This is a genomic window from Cyanobium sp. ATX 6F1 (assembly GCF_024346315.1).
Lineage (GTDB): Bacteria > Cyanobacteriota > Cyanobacteriia > PCC-6307 > Cyanobiaceae > ATX-6F1.
This window is the reverse complement of sequence record NZ_JAGQCS010000001.1, coordinates 124,219-139,032: the sequence shown is the minus strand read 5'-3', so window position 1 is coordinate 139,032 and position 14,814 is coordinate 124,219. Positions and strand designations below refer to the sequence as shown.

The window sequence follows — 14,814 nt, the reverse complement described above, 5'->3', positions numbered from 1 at the left end:
GATCTTGGCAAATGTCGGGCCCAAGCGCCGCTGGGCCACCAGCAGTTACACAGGTTGCAACCAATGGAGCCCCGTTTCGTCCAGCCAGCCATCGAAGGGCACATCCCATGGATCGGCCGGCAGCGCAGCCAGTCGGCAGAGCGAGGGGGCGACGATCAGGGCGGGAACGCCGCGCCAGCTGGGGTCCTGGCGCAGGCGGTCATACCAGCCGCCGCCCGTGCCGAGGCGCAGGCCGCGGCGATCCAAGGCCAGCGCCGGCACCAGCAGCAGGGCGAGTTCATCCGCCCCCAGGGCCATCCCCCTAGCCGGGGCCGGCACGCGGCAGGCATCCGCGGCGAGCGGCGTCGTGGGGTCCCAGGTGCGGTAGATGAGCTGCCGTTCGGACTCCGAATTTCCTTGAACCACCGCCGGCAGGGCCAGGCGCCCGCTCAGCTGATCCGCCAGGGGCCGCAGATCGGGCTCCCCGGCCAGGGGCCAGTAGAGCCCCAGGCGCCGGCCCGGCCCCACCAGGGGCGGCACCAGGGCCATCGCGACGTTCAACAACGCCTCCTGGGCTTCCGCCACCAGGGCCAGCCGGCGCGATCGCCACTCCCGGCGCAGCGCGGCTTTGCCGGAGGCGCCGGCCAGCGGCGGGCCCTCGCTCATCGCTGGAACCAGCCGGTGAGGGCCACCGCCAGGGCGTCGGCGGCATCATCCGGGCGGGGGGGTTCCTGAAGACTCAGCTCCCGCATCACCGCTTCGAGCACCTCATCTTTATCGGCGTGGCCGGAGCCGGTGAGGGCCAGCTTCACCTGCATGGGGGGAAACTCCACCGCCGGCACGTTCAGGCGGGCCAGGGTCATCATCACCACCCCCCGGGCCTGCACCACGGAGATCGTGGTGCTCGAGCGGTAAAAGAAGAACTTCTCCACCGCCGCCAGCTCGGGGCGCCAGGTGCGCACCAGGGAGCGCAGGTCCCGGGCGATCTCCACCAGCCTTTCCCCCTCCGGCCGACCGGGCAGGGTCTGGATCACACCGCAATCCACCAGGGCCTGGCGGCCGCCGCCGGTGTCGATGACCCCGTAGCCGACCCGGGCCAGGCCGGGGTCGATGCCCAGGATCCTCACGCCACCACAGGGGCCTTCACCCCGTCAGCACGAGGCTGAAGGCGCTGCGGTCGCTGGGTTCGGGCCGCTCGAACACCTTGCAGAACACCTTCACCACCCGATCGCCCGAGTCGATCTGCTCCAGCGGGTCCTTGCGCAGGCGGTGGCGCAGGCAGCAGGCCACCACCCGGGCCACGTCGTCGTCGGTCACCTCGGTGCGCCCCTCGAAGGCGGCCAGGGCCCGGGCCGCGCGGTTGGTGACGATGTCACCGCGCAGGCCGTCCACGTCCAGCTCGCCGCAGACCGACGAGATGCGGATGCGCAGGTCGGGGTCAAGGGCCACCAGGGGCAACCGTTGCTGGGCCTCCACCACCCTTTGCTGCAGGGCGTCCTGGTTGGGTTGCACCAGGTCGTTGAAGCCGTCGGGGTCGGCGTCGAAACCCGTGCGCTGGTCCACCACCTGCACCCGCAATTCCGGATCGCGCACGGTGCGCACCTCCACGCTCATGCCGAAGCGATCCAGCAGCTGGGGCCTGAGTTCCCCCTCCTCGGGGTTGCCCGAGCCGATCAGCACGAACCGGGCGGGGTGGCGCACGGAGACCCCTTCGCGCTCCACCGTGTTCCACCCCGAGGCCGCTGAATCCAGCAGCACATCCACCAGGTGGTCATCGAGCAGGTTCACCTCATCGACGTAGAGCAGGCCGCGGTTGGCCTTGGCCAGCAGACCGGGCTCGAAGGCGCGGATGCCCTCGCTCAGGGCCTTTTCGATGTCGATGGTGCCGCAGAGCCGGTCTTCGGTGGCCCCCAGGGGCAGGTCCACCATCGGCACCTGACGGGGCTCCACGGCCAGGGTTTCGCCGTTCTCGGCCCGCTGGCGCACCTCGGCGCTCTGCAGATCGGGATCCGTGGGCGAGCTGTTGTAGGGATCGCCCGCCACCACGTCGATCTCGGGAAGCAGGTCGGCCAGGGCCCGGATCGCCGTGGATTTGCCCGTGCCCCGGTCTCCCATGATCATCACGCCGCCGATGCGGGGATCGATCACGTTCAGCAGCAGCGCCAGCTTCATCTCCTCCTGCCCGACGATGGCGGTGAAGGGGAAGACCCTGCGCTTCCGGTTCGGACTCACGGCGTGCCTGGAGAAACTCCGGATTGTTTCACAGCCGGCCTTGGTTCTCCGGCCGGGGGCGACTCAGCGATCGGCAGCAACGTCAGCGCCTGGGGCGGGGTGGCATCGGCGGGGTAGATCAGGCGCACGCGCAGGCGCCGCAGCTCCCGGGGCGCCAGGCTGACCGTGCCCAGGGCTGGCCCGCTCTGGCCCTGGCGCAGCACCAGATGGAACCCCTTGGGACCACTGGCGCGGCCGGAGGGTCCATCGAGGCCCTGCACCTCGATCAGGCCCCGGAAGGTGACCGCCCGTGGCGGGCTGACGTTGAAGCGCAGGCCGCCGATCGGGGCATCCCCCTTGAGGGGGGAGTCGAGGGCCAGCTGTAGGCGCACCGGGGCGCTGGTGTCGTTGAGCAGGGGCAGGGTGAGGTCGTATTCGATGCCGTAGTTGCCGTGGGCGGCCCAGGCGGTCTCGGGGTAGCGGCGTTTCAGGAGGGCGGTCTGCACCTGGCCGCTGCCCAGCCGGCCCCGTTCCAGGCTGCTGATCGGCCAGGACACCGGCGCGCTGCGCACCGACAGGGTGGTCTTGCCCGGATCGCTGAGGCTGGCGCGCCAGAGGCTGCCCTGCTGGAGGCCACTGACGCGCGAATAGATGATCGGCCCAGGGCTGCCCAGGGGGGAGGGGGGATGCTCCTTGGGGCTCAGATCCCCCTGCAGCAGCAGCGCCCACTCCGCTTCGGCCGGCGGTTGATCCCCGCCCAGGCTGGCCAGGGTGGCCACCGACACCGGTCCGTCACTCTCCAGGCGCAGCTGCAGGTTGCGGCCGTTGAGCAGGGGATCGAGGCCCCGCACCGGCAGGGGCAGGGCCAGCAGGGTGGTGAGCTGACCCGGCAGCAGCGTCCACTGCTCGCTCAGCAGCGGGTTGCGGGGCTGACGGGTCAGCAGTTCGCCCGCCACACGGCTGCCGGGACCGGCGTAGGGGCCCTCGCCGTTCTGGCTCAGCAGGGGGGGCAGGGGCAGGAAAGGGGCGGCCGGTTGGCGTGGATCATTCGACTGGGACAACGCCGTGGCCCCGGCCACCAGCCGCAGGCGAACGGGTCGGGTGCCCCGGGGGGCGGCCACCACCCCCAGCCAGAGGGTGGAATCGGCGCTTTCCGGCCGGCCGGCATAGACATGGTGACTGAAGAGCTCGAAGCGGCCCTGCAACGGCAGATCCAGGTGGGCACCGGGCACCGCGAGGGGCTGCCCGGCGATCACGGCCTTCGGCTCGAAGCTGGAGAGCAGGATCCCCTGGCTGCGGATCAGTTCGGGGTTGTTGTCGTTCAGCACCAGCACCGAATCGAGGCCGCCCGGCAGCGGCCGCACCTGCTGGGGGCGCAGCACCACCTCGGGCGGAGCCTTCGCCGGGGCCACGGCAAGGGTGCCCTGGGCCGCGGCGCCGGGCGGGCCCGTCAGGGACGCCGGCAGCAGGGCCAGCAGCAGCCCTGGAGTCAGGAGGCGCCAGGTCATGGGGTCGCGGCGGTGGCTGCGGCAGGCCCCACCAGCGCTTTGGCGGCGGCGGCGGCCATGGCGCGGATCAGGTCGGTGGAGCGGGGATCGTTGAAGGGGCCCTTGACCATGAAGGCGGCCACCGCCCGCTGGCCGTTGGGCAATTCGATCAGGCCGGCATCGGCGTAGGCGATGCCGATGTCGCCGGTCTTGTTGTAGATGGTGATGCCCTTGGCCAGCAGCTCGCCGTCAGGGTCGGAAGAATCTCCCCCCAGACCCTGCAGCACCCCCAGGGGGATCAAGGTGTTGGTGCGGGATTTCCCCATGATTTCCCGGAAGAGGTCCCGGGCCCGGGGGCTGAGTTTGTCTCCGGTGTCCACCAGGGCGATGGTGCGGGCCAGGTCGTGGGCACTGGTGGTGTTGGTGCCATCGAGATCCGGCAGCCAGTTGTTGATCACCGAGGCCCCCAGCCCCAGCCCCTGGAAGCGGGCGTTGACGGCCAGCTTGCCCCCCAGCCGCTTGATCAGAAGGTTGGTGGCGCTGTTGTCGCTCACCCGGATCATCTCGGTGGCCGCCTCATAGAAGGGGAAGCGCGTGCCCAGCGGTTTGTTCGCCATCCAGCCGGCGCCGGCGCCGATCACCTCCTTGCTGAGGATCAGGGGCTCGTTCCAGCGCAGCTTTCCGGCATCGAGATCCTCCAGGGCCGCCAGCAGGACCGGGCTTTTGATCGAACTGGCGGCCGGCAGGGGGGTGTCGGCATTGAGCTGGGCGTAGCGCCCGTCATCGAGCACCAGCAGGTAGCCCGAGACCTTCAGGTCCTTCTGGGCGGCGGCCAGGGCGGCCCAGCTTTGGCTCAGGGCGGTGAGTTCGGTTCTGGGCTCGAAGCGGCCCAGGGGGAGACCCCGCTGCAGGCCCTGCAGGGCCCCGGACACGGGCGGGAGTTTGGTTGTCGTCAGCGCACCGATTCCCCCCAGCCCCCCCTTGGCCAGCCGCGGTGCCAGCAGCTTCAGGGCGGTGCCGGTGATCACCCCCAGACCGACCCCGATCACCAGGAGCCTCAGCACCAGGCGCAGGGGGCGTCCCCAGCTTCCGGATCCAGGGCGGGTGGGGCGGCCGGAACTCACGGGCGAAGAGGTTGCCAGGAACTGGGGCGACCCTAAGAGGTTGGCCTGCGGCTCGCCCAGCGCAGTTGCCGGACCATGCCCCGGACCAGGGCCACTTCCTCACTGGTGATCCGGGCCCTCTGCAGCAGGGCGCGCACCTTGGCCATGCGGGCATGGCGGGTGTGGGGCAGCAGAAACCCCACCTCCAGCAACAACTCTTCGGCATCGCTCAAGGAGGCCTCCAGATCCCCCCGCAGGGCGGGGTCGCTGGTGTCAGGTTCAGCCCCGCCATGGGCCGCCGCCGGCGCAGCGGGGTCCACCGCCGCGAGGCGCCGCAGTTCGTGCAGGGCGATCGCCACGGCGTGGGAGAGATTCAGCGAGGGATAACCGTCGTCGGTGGAGAGCTGAAGCACGCGCCCGGCCAGCAGCAGCTCATCGGTGCTCAGGCCCCGATCTTCGCGGCCGAACACCAGGGCGGTGGGGGCGGCTTCCTCGGCCGCCAGCAGCCAGGTCAGGGCGCCCGACGGTGGTTCCATCGGCACGGCGTCGGAATCCACTCGCCCGCTGCAGGCCACCACCCGACGGCAGTCGGCCAGGGCGGCGGACAGATCAGCGAAAAGCTGGGCGCGCTCCAGCAGCGGCTGGGCATGGACCGCCATCCGGCGCGCCTCCTCCCCCAGGTGATCGCAGCGGGGAGCCACCAGACGCAGCTGCTGGAGCCCGAAGTTGGCCGCCAGGCGGGCGACGCTGCCCACGTTCAACGGACCGGCCGGCTCCACCAGCACCAGCAGCGGTTGGGCCGCGCTGCTCAAACCAGGCTGTGCAGGTAGGCCAGCAGGTCGGCCATGGCCTGGGGTTCGGGCTGGAACTTGGGCATGGGTGGGGTGCTGCCGCTGACCACCTGGCGGATCAATCTGGCGTCGGTGCGCCTCTGGCTGACCCCGTGCAGGTTGGGCCCGACCACCCCCTGGGCGGCGATGCCATGGCAGCCGGCGCAGTTGATCAAAAACAGGCGGCCGCCATTCTCAGCCGAGCCGCTGAGCTCCAGGGTGCTCACGGTGTAGGGGTCCCTGCGGGCGGCGGGCAGCACCACGATCACCAACAGGATGCAGGCGGTGGTGGCGAGCAGCACCAGGGCGGCGATCAGGCCCCGACGCTGCGGCGGCAAGGGAGCGGCGACGGGTGGGCTGGTCACAGTTGCGCGGGTCTAGGGGACAAGCCTGCCTCGGCCATGGAAGAATTGTGGACCGAAGACCTCACCGGCCGCCTCCATGATCGAACCCCTGCTCTGCGGCATCGTGCTCGGTCTGATCCCCGTGACCCTGCTGGGGCTGTTCGTGGCCGCCTGGAACCAGTACCGCCGGGGCAGTGCCCTGGGCGGCTGATCTCCTGGTCTGGATTCCGCTCGTCTGGTTCCGCCGCAGTCCACTTCAGCGGCTGAGGATCAGCACGCTGGTGCCGCCATAGCGGCGTTGGTCCTGCAGCGTCCAGCCCTTCGGTAGCTCGGGGATCGCCTTGCTGGAGCATTCCCACAGCATTCGCCCCCCCTCCACCAGCCAGCCGCGCCGGGCCACCCATTCCGCCACGGGCCCGTAGAGCTCCGTTGCGTAGGGCGGATCGGCATAGATCAGATCAAAGGGGGCGACCGGCGCTGATTCCAGCCAGCCCAGGGCCTCCTGCGCCACCAGTTGGGTGGAGGGGGGTTCGCTCGCGAGCGAGCGAGCGAGCGCCACCGCCTCCAGATTGCGGCGGGCGGCGGCGGCCACCCGCCGGTCGCGCTCGATCCCCACCACGGCGGCGGCCCCCCGCTGCAGGGCCTCGCAGCCCATCACGCCGCTGCCGCAGAACAGATCCAGCCAACGGGCCCCGGCCAGATCCGGCGCCAGCAGGTTCATCACCGCCAGGCGCACCCGCGCGGTGGTGGGGCGGGCGATCTCCCCCGGGGGACTGATCAGCTTGCGGCCGCCACTGAGCCGCAGACTCATCGGGCTTCAGCTGTGGACCGCTCCACCCAGTCGAGCCAGCGCCGCAGCAGGGCCTGGCCATCGCTGGAGGATTTTTCCGGGTGAAACTGGCAGGCGGCTATCGGGCCCTGCCAGAGCGCCGCGGTCACCTGGGTTTCGCCAAAGGCCACCCGGGCGGTGACGCAGGAGGCCTCGCTGGGGTCGGCGGCGTAGGAATGCACGAAGTAGACCCACTCAGCTGCGCCCCCCGCTGGCAGCAGCGGGCTTGGGGTCGCCGGAATCAGGGGCGCCCAGCCCATGTGGGGCACGGGGTGGCCGGGGCTGCGGGGCAGGGCCCGCACCCGTCCCTTGATCAGACCGAGGCCCTTGGCTTGTCCTTCATCGCTGCCCTCGAACAGCAGCTGCAGCCCCAGACAGATCCCCAGCAAGGGGCGGCCGGCGCTGGTCCAGGCCTCCAGGGCCGGCACCAGGCCCGAGCGGTGCAATCGCTCCATGGCCGGATCGAAGGCCCCCACCCCCGGCAGGATCAGCGCCTGGCAGTGCGCGAAGGCTTCGGCCCGCTGCAGCGGCACCACCTCGGCCCCGAGGCGCTCGAAGGCCCGGGTGACGGAATGGAGGTTGCCCATGCCGTAGTCGATCAAGCCGATCCGGCTCATGACTCGACGGCGCAGAGGCGCTCGCCAGGATGCTCCAGCGCCTGGCTGGGGGGCAGATCCAGGGCATTGAGGTGGTCGATCAGCTGGTAGAGCCGGCCGATGCGGCGCTTGTCGATGTGCAGCCGCAGGCAGGGCCGCAGGATGCCGCGGTCGTCGCAGCTCTCGCCGGCCTGGATCGATCCCTCCTCGAGCAGGTCGGCGAAGGCGTGGTTCAACGGGGGGAGCAGGGCCGTGGGGAAGGGCACGTGCAGCAGCAACTCCAGCCGATCAGCGCCGAACTGGGCCGCATGGAAGACCCGGTAGAAGCGGCAGATCAGCGCGATCGCCTCGGGGGCGGTGCGGGCCCGCATCAGCAGGGAGTGGTCCTCGGGGGAGATCAGCCCCCGCTTGGCGAGGCCTTCGTGCATGTGCTGTTCCCAGCCTTCCCAGAAATCGTCCCCCGCCGGGGCCAGGAGCACCAGGGGGATCGGCGGGGTGCGGCCCGTCTGGATCAAGGTGAGGGACTCGAACAGTTCATCGAGAGTGCCGTAGCCCCCCGGGAGCACCACCAGGGCATCGCTCTCGCGCAGGAAGAAGAGCTTGCGGGTGAAGAAATAGCGGAAGTGCAGCAGGCGGCCATCGCAGCCACTGACGTAGCGGTTGGCGTGCTGCTCGAAGGGCAGATCCACGTTCAGGCCGATGCTGCTCTCACAGCCCGCCCCCCGGTTGGCCGCCTCCATCACGCCGCCGCCGGCACCGGTCATCACCTCGAAACCCTCAGCCACCGCCGCCGCCGCCAGCTCTTCGGCGACGGCATAGGCGGGATCGCTGGGCCCGGTGCGGGCCGAGCCGAACACGGTGATCTTGCGGGTGGCTCGCCGGGAGTGGAAGACCGCAAGGGCCTCGCTGATGTCGGCGAGGGCGCCACTGATCAGGCGCCAGCTGTCTTCGTCGGACTCACCGCGGCTGATCTCAAGCAAGCTCACCAGGGCCCGCTCGATCAGCCGGCGCTGGGGGTGACCCCGCAACTGGCGGTCCAGGGCCTCAAGGGGGCCCTGGCCGGGCGGCAGGGGCGGGGTGGAGAGGGAACTCAGAGGTATTTGGAGATGGTGCCGGAGAGGGTGGTCTTGGGCACGGCCCCGACGACGGTGTCGACCTTCTGGCCGCCCTTGAAGACCATCAGGGTGGGGATGCTGCGGATGCCGTACTGGCTGGCGACGTTGGGGTTTTCGTCGGTGTTGAGCTTGAACACCTTGATCCGGCCTTCGAACTCCTTGGCGATCTCCTCGACGATCGGAGCCACCATGCGGCAGGGGCCACACCAGGGGGCCCAGAAGTCCACCAGCACGGGCACATCACTCTTGAGCACGTCGAGCTCAAAGGAGGCGTCGGTGACGGCAGCAGCGCTGGACATCCGAGGGGAGATCAGGGTTTCGCGAATCTAGCAACCCCCTATCCGCAGATCCCCGCGCCGGTGCCAAGGTGAAAGACAAAAGGCCCGGACGCGCCGGGCTGGGGGGTGTGAGGAGTGTGCGAGCCGTAGCCCCCACGTCCTCAGGTTACGCCCGTCTCGTGTGGTTTAGAAGCTGTCTTTGGGTGAGGATCACTTGCCCATGCCCAGTTGCTGGGCCTTCTGATACACCTTGCCTTCGGTGAGCAGTGATGGCGCCACCACCACCTCCACCTGTTGCATCTCCTTAAGGTTTCGGGCCCCCAGGGTGCCCATGGAGGTGCGCAGCGCCCCCAGCAGGTTCTGGGTGCCGTCGTCGAGGCCGGCCGGGCCGCGCAGGATTTTCTCCAGCGAGCCCGTGGTGCCCACCTTGATGCGGGTGCCCCTGGGCAGCACCGGACTGGGGGTGGCCATGCCCCAGTGGAAGCCCCGACCGGGGGCTTCGCTCGCCCGGGCGATCGGGGAGCCGATCATCACCGCGTCGGCGCCGCAGGCGATGCACTTGCAGATGTCGCCCCCGGTGACGATGCCGCCATCGGCGATCACCGGCACGTAGCGGCCGCTCTCGCGCTCGTAATCGTCTCGGGCGGAGGCGCAGTCGGCTACGGCCGTGGCCTGGGGGATGCCCACGCCGAGCACCCCGCGGGAGGTGCAGGCGGCTCCGGGGCCGATGCCGACCAGCACCGCCGCAGCTCCCGCTCGCATCAGTTGCAGGGCCACCTCGTAGGTGACGCAGTTGCCGATCGCCACCGGGACGCCCAGGTCGCGGCAGAGAGCACTCAGGTCGAGGGTTTCCCGGCCCTCGGGACCGATGTGCTCGGTGGAGACCACCGTGGCCTGCACGAACAGCAGGTCGGCGCCGGCCTCGGCGATGGCCTGGCCGAAGCGCAGGGCGGCCACGGGGGTGGCGCTGACGGCGGCAATGCCACCACCGGCCTTGATGTCGGCGATGCGCTTACGAATCAGGTCTTCGCGCACGGGTTGGCTGTACAGCTCCTGCATCAGAGGCACGAACTCCTCCTTGCCCACCGCCGCGATCCGATCCAGGACGGGGTTGGGATCGTCGTAGCGGGTCTGGACGCCCTCAATGTTGAGGACACCCAGGGCACCGAGGCGGGAGAGCTCGATGGCCACGGCCACATCGACCACGCCATCCATGGCGCTGGCGATGATCGGAATCTCCCGCCGGAAGCCGCCGATGCTCCAATGGCTGTCGGTGACCTCGGGGTCAACGGTCCGTCCGCCCGGCACAAGGGCGATTTCGTCGATGCCATAGGCACGACGCACGGTTCGCGAACGACCTAGCTGAATGTCCACCGGTGCGCGCTGTGACAGTCGCGCCAAGCTATCAACCGGCCTGGCTACAAATCGCAAGGCAACCGATGCGGCTGGACGCCTCAGTCGTTGCCGAAAAACGCCTTCCAGCGCCGCTGCAGCCCGCTCAGGAGCCTCTGGCGTTCGCTGCTGCGCACCAGGTTGGCGGCGGCGAAGCGGGCCAGCCAGATCACGCCGGCGAGCTCCAGCAGACCGCTCACCAGGGGCAGGCTCTCAATCGCCCCCAGCAGGGCCCCATAGACCCGCAGCACCAGCACCAGGCCCATCAAGGCCCCAAGGGCCAGCAGGGGGGTGCGCGCGCTTTGGAGGCTTCTCTGTAGTTGGCCGCCCTCCAACCACTGGCTGATCTTGCTGGTCAACAGCTCCCATTCGCCCCCCTCGCCAACGGCCGTGGGGCTGGCGGGCACCTCGATGCTGCTGATGAAGGTGGGTTCGCCCGTGGCGACTGGCTCCGGGCTGACCTGGAGGCCGGGGGATTCGGCTTCGGGCTCGATCGGCGGTTCACCCGTCGGCTCAGCGGTGGTCGCTTCAGGGGCGGTCGCGGTGCCCCCATGGGTGCCGGCCAGGGGTTGGCCAGGGTCTGCCGCTTCGACGGATTCGATTTCTGGGGTGGCGGGCGTTGGGGAGGGCGTCGAGGGGGAGGTGGGCGGAGTGGACTCCCCGTTCCCGGGGGCGCTGGATTCGACCATCGGTCGCCTGGGGTGCCGTCGCCGGGGAGCTTACGGCGTTTCCCCGCTTTGGCCCCCGGCCATGGATCAGCTTTCCAGGGGGATCAGGGCCGAGCGACGGCTCAGCGGCCATGCCGGCAGTCGCAGGGGGAAGTGCCCCGCCCGCAGCCGTTCGATCAGCTCGGCGGCAATGCCCTCGGCGAGTCGCGGGCTGTGGGCTGGGGCACAGCTGAGCTCATGGCCATCCACCTGAATCCGGCCCGTGAGCAGCTGGCTGTAGGGCAGTCCGCCAAAACCGGGTTTGACCCGCCGCGGGATCGAGAAATCCAGCACCGGGGCTTCCAGCTGGTCGTTCTCCGCCGCCGCCTGCAGCGCCACGGTGGCGTTGATCAAGGGGACGGGGGCGGCGATCGCCACCAGCAGGCCGCTGCCGTGGCCCTCGAAGAAGGTGGGCCGCACCCATTCGGCGCGCAGCTCGTGCAGGTCGGCGCTCACGGCCGCCACGGCGCCGGGCACGCGGGCGTGGCCGCTGGGCAGCCGCCGGGTGTCCGGCAGATGGCCGCTGCCGGCGCCGCTCACCCAGCCCAGGGCACCACCCACCAGCACCGGCGAGCCCGGCCCCAGCAACGACAGCCCCGGCATGGTCAGACCGATGCTGCCGCTTCCCCCACAGCTGTAGAGGGCCGTGATGTAGGGGCCCAGCAGGGGGCCGAACGGGCTGCGGGTGATCCCCTCGGCGCTGCTCACCGCCACCACCCCGTTCTCGCCGATCGCCCGATGCAGCAGCAGCCGGCCGGCGCCGATGCGCTCCAGGCTCAGGCGGGTTTCCAGTTCCCGGCGGGGATGGAGGGCCGTGGCCTCGCCGCTGGCCAGCAGTTCCAGCTCCTCACCGGCCAGCAGGGCCGCCAGCACCTGGGCACCGCCCTGTCGCTGGGGCTCGCTGAGTCCTCCACCGATCGGCAGCAGCAGGTCGGTGCCGCCATGGCCACCCCCTCCCTCCACATTGCCGAGGCGGAACGCGCGCACCCGAATCGGCGGGTCCGTGGGCCCCAGGCTGAGCTGCAGCGTGGCCTGGTCGGTGAATTCCGCGTTGCTGGCCACGACCACATCGGTGCTGGCGTAGGCCTGCTCCAGCCCCAGCTCGGCCACCAGGGCGCGGTAGGCGGCCGCCGGACGCACCTGCAGATCCCCTCGGCGCTGGCGCTCCTGCAGTTCGGCTTCCGTGCGGGGCAGCAAAGGCATCGGCGCAGGGTTTCGTTAAACTGATCGTTGGTTCAGATGGTCATGCATGGCGGATCCAACCGGTCCCGGCGAATCCGACGGGCGGATCATCCAGACCGACCTTCGCATTGAGATGTCGCGCTCCTATCTGGAGTATGCGATGAGTGTGATCGTTGGACGGGCCTTGCCCGATGCCCGCGACGGCCTCAAACCCGTGCATCGCCGCATTCTCTATGCGATGTACGAACTGGGCCTCACCAGTGATCGCCCCTACCGGAAATGCGCCCGGGTGGTGGGCGAAGTGCTCGGCAAGTACCACCCCCACGGAGACACAGCCGTCTACGACGCCCTGGTGCGCATGGCCCAGGACTTCTCCATGCGCATGCCCCTGATCGATGGGCACGGCAATTTCGGCTCGGTCGACAACGATCCCCCAGCCGCGATGCGGTACACGGAATCCCGCCTGCAGGCCCTCACCACCGACAGCCTGCTTGAAGACATCGAAGCTGAAACGGTCGATTACATCGACAACTTCGATGGTTCCCAGCAGGAACCCACCGTGATGCCGGCGCGGGTGCCCCACCTGCTGCTCAACGGCTCCTCCGGCATTGCCGTGGGGATGGCCACCAACATTCCCCCCCACAACCTCACCGAACTGATCGACGGCCTGCTGGCCTTGATTGAGAATCCGGAGCTCGACGATCGCACCTTGATGGCGATCATTCCCGGCCCCGATTTTCCGACCGGCGGCCAGATCCTGGGGCGCCGAGGCATCCGCGAGACCTACCTGACCGGCCGCGGCTCGGTGACCATGCGCGGGGTGGCAGCGATCGAAACGATTGAGGTCCCAGGGCGCCCCGACCGCGACGCGGTGATCATCACCGAACTCCCTTATCAAACCAACAAGGCTTCGCTGATCGAGCGCATCGCCGAGATGGTCAACGACAAGAAGCTCGATGGCATCTCCGACATCCGTGATGAGAGCGACCGCGACGGCATGCGGATCGTGATCGAACTGCGCCGCGATGCCTACCCCCAGGTGGTGCTGAACAACCTGTTCAAGCTCACCCCGCTGCAGAACAATTTTTCGGCCCATCTGCTGGCGCTGGTCAACAGCGAGCCGGTACTGCTCACCCTGCGCAAGATGCTCGAGGTGTTCCTCGATTTCCGCATCACCACCATCGAGCGGCGCACGCGTTATTTCCTGCGCAAGGCCGAGGAGCGCGACCACATTCTGCTGGGCCTGCTGCTGGCCCTCGAGCAACTCGATCCGATCATCGCCCTGATCCGCGCCGCCGCCGACACCGCCACAGCGCGGAAACAGCTGCAGGAACGCCACGGCCTCAGCGAAATCCAGGCCGACGCCATCCTGCAGATGCAGCTGCGACGGCTCACGGCCCTCGAGGCCGACAAGATCCGTCTGGAACACGCGGATCTGGTCGCCAAGATCGCCGACTACACCGACATCCTCGGCCGCCGGGAACGGGTGCTGGGGCTGATCACCGAGGAACTGGGCCAGATCCGCAGCCGCTACGACTCCCCCCGCCGCACGGAGATCCTGGATCTCGAAGGCGGCCTCGAAGACATCGACCTGATCGCCAACGAGCGTTCGGTGGTGCTGCTCACCGAAAACGGCTACCTCAAGCGCATGCCGGTGAGCGAGTTCGAGGCCACCAGCCGCGGCACCCGCGGCAAGGCCGGCACCAAGAGCCAGGGGGAGGAGGCGGTGCGGCTGTTCATCAGCTGCAACGACCACGACACCTTGCTGCTCTTCTCCGACCGCGGCGTGGCCTATGCCCTGCCCGCCTACCGGGTGCCCTTCTCCAGTCGCGCCGCCAAGGGCACCCCGATCGTTCAGCTGCTGCCGATCCCGCGCGAGGAGCAGATCACGTCCTTGCTGGCGGTGACTGCCTTCGAAGACAACGTGCAACTGCTGATGCTCACCAGCGGCGGGTACATCAAGCGCACGCGCCTGTCGGCCTTTGCCAACATCCGCTCCAACGGTCTGATCGCCATTGGTCTTGAGGAGGGCGATGACCTGCGCTGGGTGCGCCTGGCCCTCCCCGGCGACAGCGTGCTGATCGGCTCGGTCAAAGGGATGACGATCCATTTCCGCATCACCGACGAAGAATTGCGGCCCCTGGGGCGCACGGCGCGGGGGGTGCGGGCCATGGCCCTGCGGCCGGGGGATGAACTGGTGAGCATGGATGTGCTCCCGGTGGAACTCGCCGATCAGATTGCCAACAGCTCCGGCGATGGAGCCGATGAGGAGCTTGATGGCGAGTCTGAAGAGACGACCGCCAGTGAGGGGCCCTGGGTGCTGGTGGCCAGTGCCAGCGGCCTGGGCAAGCGTGTGCCGGTGAACCAGTTCCGTTTGCAGAAGCGCGCAGGACTGGGTCTGCGGGCGATCAAGTTCCGCCGCGACGGTGACGTGCTGGTGGGGCTCAAGGTGCTGGGGGCCGGCGAGGAATTGCTGCTGGTGAGTGAGAAGGGTGTGATTGTGCGCATGCAGGCCGATGCGGTGCCACAGCAGTCGCGGGCGGCCACCGGCGTGCGTCTGCAACGGCTCGATTCCGGCGACCGGCTCTCCGAGGTGGTGCTGGTGCCCCCGGCGGCCGAGGAGGAGCCCGGCGAGGCCGCGGGCGGCGAAGCCACAGGTGACGAGGCGACGGTGGCTGGGCCGATGGATCCTGGGGCCACCGATGGCGAGCCCAGCGGTTCCCAGGACCCTGACGCGTTGCCGGACGCCTGAGCATCCAGG

The 14,814-nt window shown here is 69.5% G+C and carries 16 protein-coding genes; 2 read left to right on the top strand and 14 right to left on the bottom strand.

The window, feature by feature from the left end; all coding sequences use genetic code 11:
* Positions 1-45: 45 nt before the first annotated feature.
* Genes KBZ13_RS00755 through KBZ13_RS00725 form a run of 7 tightly spaced genes read right to left on the bottom strand, consistent with a single transcriptional unit; the run spans position 46 to position 5,975 of the window.
* The gene (locus KBZ13_RS00755; protein WP_255005079.1) at positions 46-645 is read right to left on the bottom strand and encodes a 5-formyltetrahydrofolate cyclo-ligase; all 600 of its coding nucleotides are present in this window, start codon (positions 643-645) and stop codon (positions 46-48) included.
* Positions 642-1,106 carry a crossover junction endodeoxyribonuclease RuvC gene (gene ruvC, locus KBZ13_RS00750; protein WP_255005078.1) on the bottom strand — a complete coding sequence of 155 codons (465 nt, stop codon included), beginning with the start codon at positions 1,104-1,106 and terminating at the stop codon, positions 642-644. Before ruvC ends, KBZ13_RS00755 begins: the two co-directional genes overlap by 4 nt.
* Before the next feature lie 16 nt (positions 1,107-1,122).
* Positions 1,123-2,211 (bottom strand): magnesium chelatase ATPase subunit I, encoded by a 1,089-nt coding sequence (gene bchI, locus KBZ13_RS00745; protein WP_255005077.1) that lies wholly within the window; start codon positions 2,209-2,211, stop codon positions 1,123-1,125.
* On the bottom strand, positions 2,208-3,698 hold the full coding sequence (locus KBZ13_RS00740; protein WP_255005076.1) for a DUF3370 domain-containing protein: 1,491 nt from the start codon (positions 3,696-3,698) through the stop codon (positions 2,208-2,210). Before KBZ13_RS00740 ends, bchI begins: the two co-directional genes overlap by 4 nt.
* Positions 3,695-4,801, bottom strand: coding sequence for a serine hydrolase (locus KBZ13_RS00735; RefSeq protein ID WP_255005075.1), 1,107 nt, complete (start codon positions 4,799-4,801; stop codon positions 3,695-3,697). Before KBZ13_RS00735 ends, KBZ13_RS00740 begins: the two co-directional genes overlap by 4 nt.
* Positions 4,802-4,833: 32 nt before the next feature.
* A complete protein-coding gene (locus tag KBZ13_RS00730; RefSeq protein ID WP_255005074.1) occupies positions 4,834-5,592 on the bottom strand; it encodes an RNA methyltransferase in 759 nt (252 codons plus the stop codon).
* Positions 5,589-5,975 carry a c-type cytochrome gene (locus tag KBZ13_RS00725; RefSeq protein ID WP_255005073.1) on the bottom strand — a complete coding sequence of 129 codons (387 nt, stop codon included), beginning with the start codon at positions 5,973-5,975 and terminating at the stop codon, positions 5,589-5,591. Before KBZ13_RS00725 ends, KBZ13_RS00730 begins: the two co-directional genes overlap by 4 nt.
* A gap of 76 nt (positions 5,976-6,051) precedes the next feature.
* Between KBZ13_RS00725 and petG the strand changes: the two genes are divergently transcribed.
* Positions 6,052-6,165, top strand: coding sequence for a cytochrome b6-f complex subunit V (petG, locus tag KBZ13_RS00720; RefSeq protein WP_006041770.1), 114 nt, complete (start codon positions 6,052-6,054; stop codon positions 6,163-6,165).
* A 45-nt stretch (positions 6,166-6,210) separates the two neighbouring features.
* Here the strand turns inward: petG and rsmD are convergent, their stop codons facing one another.
* The 7 genes from rsmD to KBZ13_RS00685 all read right to left on the bottom strand — a co-directional run bounded on the left by rsmD (position 6,211) and on the right by KBZ13_RS00685 (position 12,074).
* Entirely contained in the window at positions 6,211-6,765 is a 555-nt protein-coding gene (gene rsmD / locus KBZ13_RS00715; RefSeq protein WP_255005072.1) for a 16S rRNA (guanine(966)-N(2))-methyltransferase RsmD, read from the bottom strand.
* Positions 6,762-7,400, bottom strand: a complete 639-nt coding sequence (hisH, locus tag KBZ13_RS00710; RefSeq protein ID WP_255005071.1) for an imidazole glycerol phosphate synthase subunit HisH — start codon at positions 7,398-7,400, stop codon at positions 6,762-6,764. The genes rsmD and hisH overlap by 4 nt, the downstream gene beginning before the upstream one ends.
* On the bottom strand, positions 7,397-8,407 hold the full coding sequence (locus tag KBZ13_RS00705) for an LOG family protein (RefSeq protein ID WP_255005070.1): 1,011 nt from the start codon (positions 8,405-8,407) through the stop codon (positions 7,397-7,399). The genes hisH and KBZ13_RS00705 overlap by 4 nt, the downstream gene beginning before the upstream one ends.
* Before the next feature lie 62 nt (positions 8,408-8,469).
* A complete protein-coding gene (trxA, locus tag KBZ13_RS00700; protein WP_255005069.1) occupies positions 8,470-8,793 on the bottom strand; it encodes a thioredoxin in 324 nt (107 codons plus the stop codon).
* 189 nt (positions 8,794-8,982) lie between these two features.
* Positions 8,983-10,146 (bottom strand): GuaB3 family IMP dehydrogenase-related protein, encoded by a 1,164-nt coding sequence (locus KBZ13_RS00695; protein WP_255005825.1) that lies wholly within the window; start codon positions 10,144-10,146, stop codon positions 8,983-8,985.
* Between the two features lie 80 nt (positions 10,147-10,226).
* Positions 10,227-10,853 carry a CAAD domain-containing protein gene (locus KBZ13_RS00690; RefSeq protein WP_255005068.1) on the bottom strand — a complete coding sequence of 209 codons (627 nt, stop codon included), beginning with the start codon at positions 10,851-10,853 and terminating at the stop codon, positions 10,227-10,229.
* Positions 10,854-10,919: 66 nt separating this feature from the next.
* Entirely contained in the window at positions 10,920-12,074 is a 1,155-nt protein-coding gene (locus KBZ13_RS00685; protein ID WP_255005067.1) for a homocysteine biosynthesis protein, read from the bottom strand.
* Between the two features lie 46 nt (positions 12,075-12,120).
* Between KBZ13_RS00685 and gyrA the strand changes: the two genes are divergently transcribed.
* Positions 12,121-14,805, top strand: a complete 2,685-nt coding sequence (gene gyrA / locus KBZ13_RS00680; RefSeq protein WP_255005066.1) for a DNA gyrase subunit A — start codon at positions 12,121-12,123, stop codon at positions 14,803-14,805.
* Positions 14,806-14,814 lie beyond the last annotated feature (9 nt).

Bases quoted from the DNA above. Each gene is read 5' to 3' on its own strand.
- KBZ13_RS00755 (WP_255005079.1), bottom strand. From the start codon at position 645: ATGAGCGAGGGCCCGCCGCTGGCCGGCGCCTCCGGCAAAGCCGCGCTG.
- KBZ13_RS00740 (WP_255005076.1), bottom strand. From the start codon at position 3,698: ATGACCTGGCGCCTCCTGACTCCAGGGCTGCTGCTGGCCCTGCTGCCG.
- petG (WP_006041770.1), top strand. From the start codon at position 6,052: ATGATCGAACCCCTGCTCTGCGGCATCGTGCTCGGTCTGATCCCCGTG.
- rsmD (WP_255005072.1), bottom strand. From the start codon at position 6,765: ATGAGTCTGCGGCTCAGTGGCGGCCGCAAGCTGATCAGTCCCCCGGGG.
- hisH (WP_255005071.1), bottom strand. From the start codon at position 7,400: ATGAGCCGGATCGGCTTGATCGACTACGGCATGGGCAACCTCCATTCC.
- trxA (WP_255005069.1), bottom strand. From the start codon at position 8,793: ATGTCCAGCGCTGCTGCCGTCACCGACGCCTCCTTTGAGCTCGACGTG.
- KBZ13_RS00690 (WP_255005068.1), bottom strand. From the start codon at position 10,853: ATGGTCGAATCCAGCGCCCCCGGGAACGGGGAGTCCACTCCGCCCACC.
- KBZ13_RS00685 (WP_255005067.1), bottom strand. From the start codon at position 12,074: ATGCCTTTGCTGCCCCGCACGGAAGCCGAACTGCAGGAGCGCCAGCGC.
- gyrA (WP_255005066.1), top strand. From the start codon at position 12,121: ATGGCGGATCCAACCGGTCCCGGCGAATCCGACGGGCGGATCATCCAG.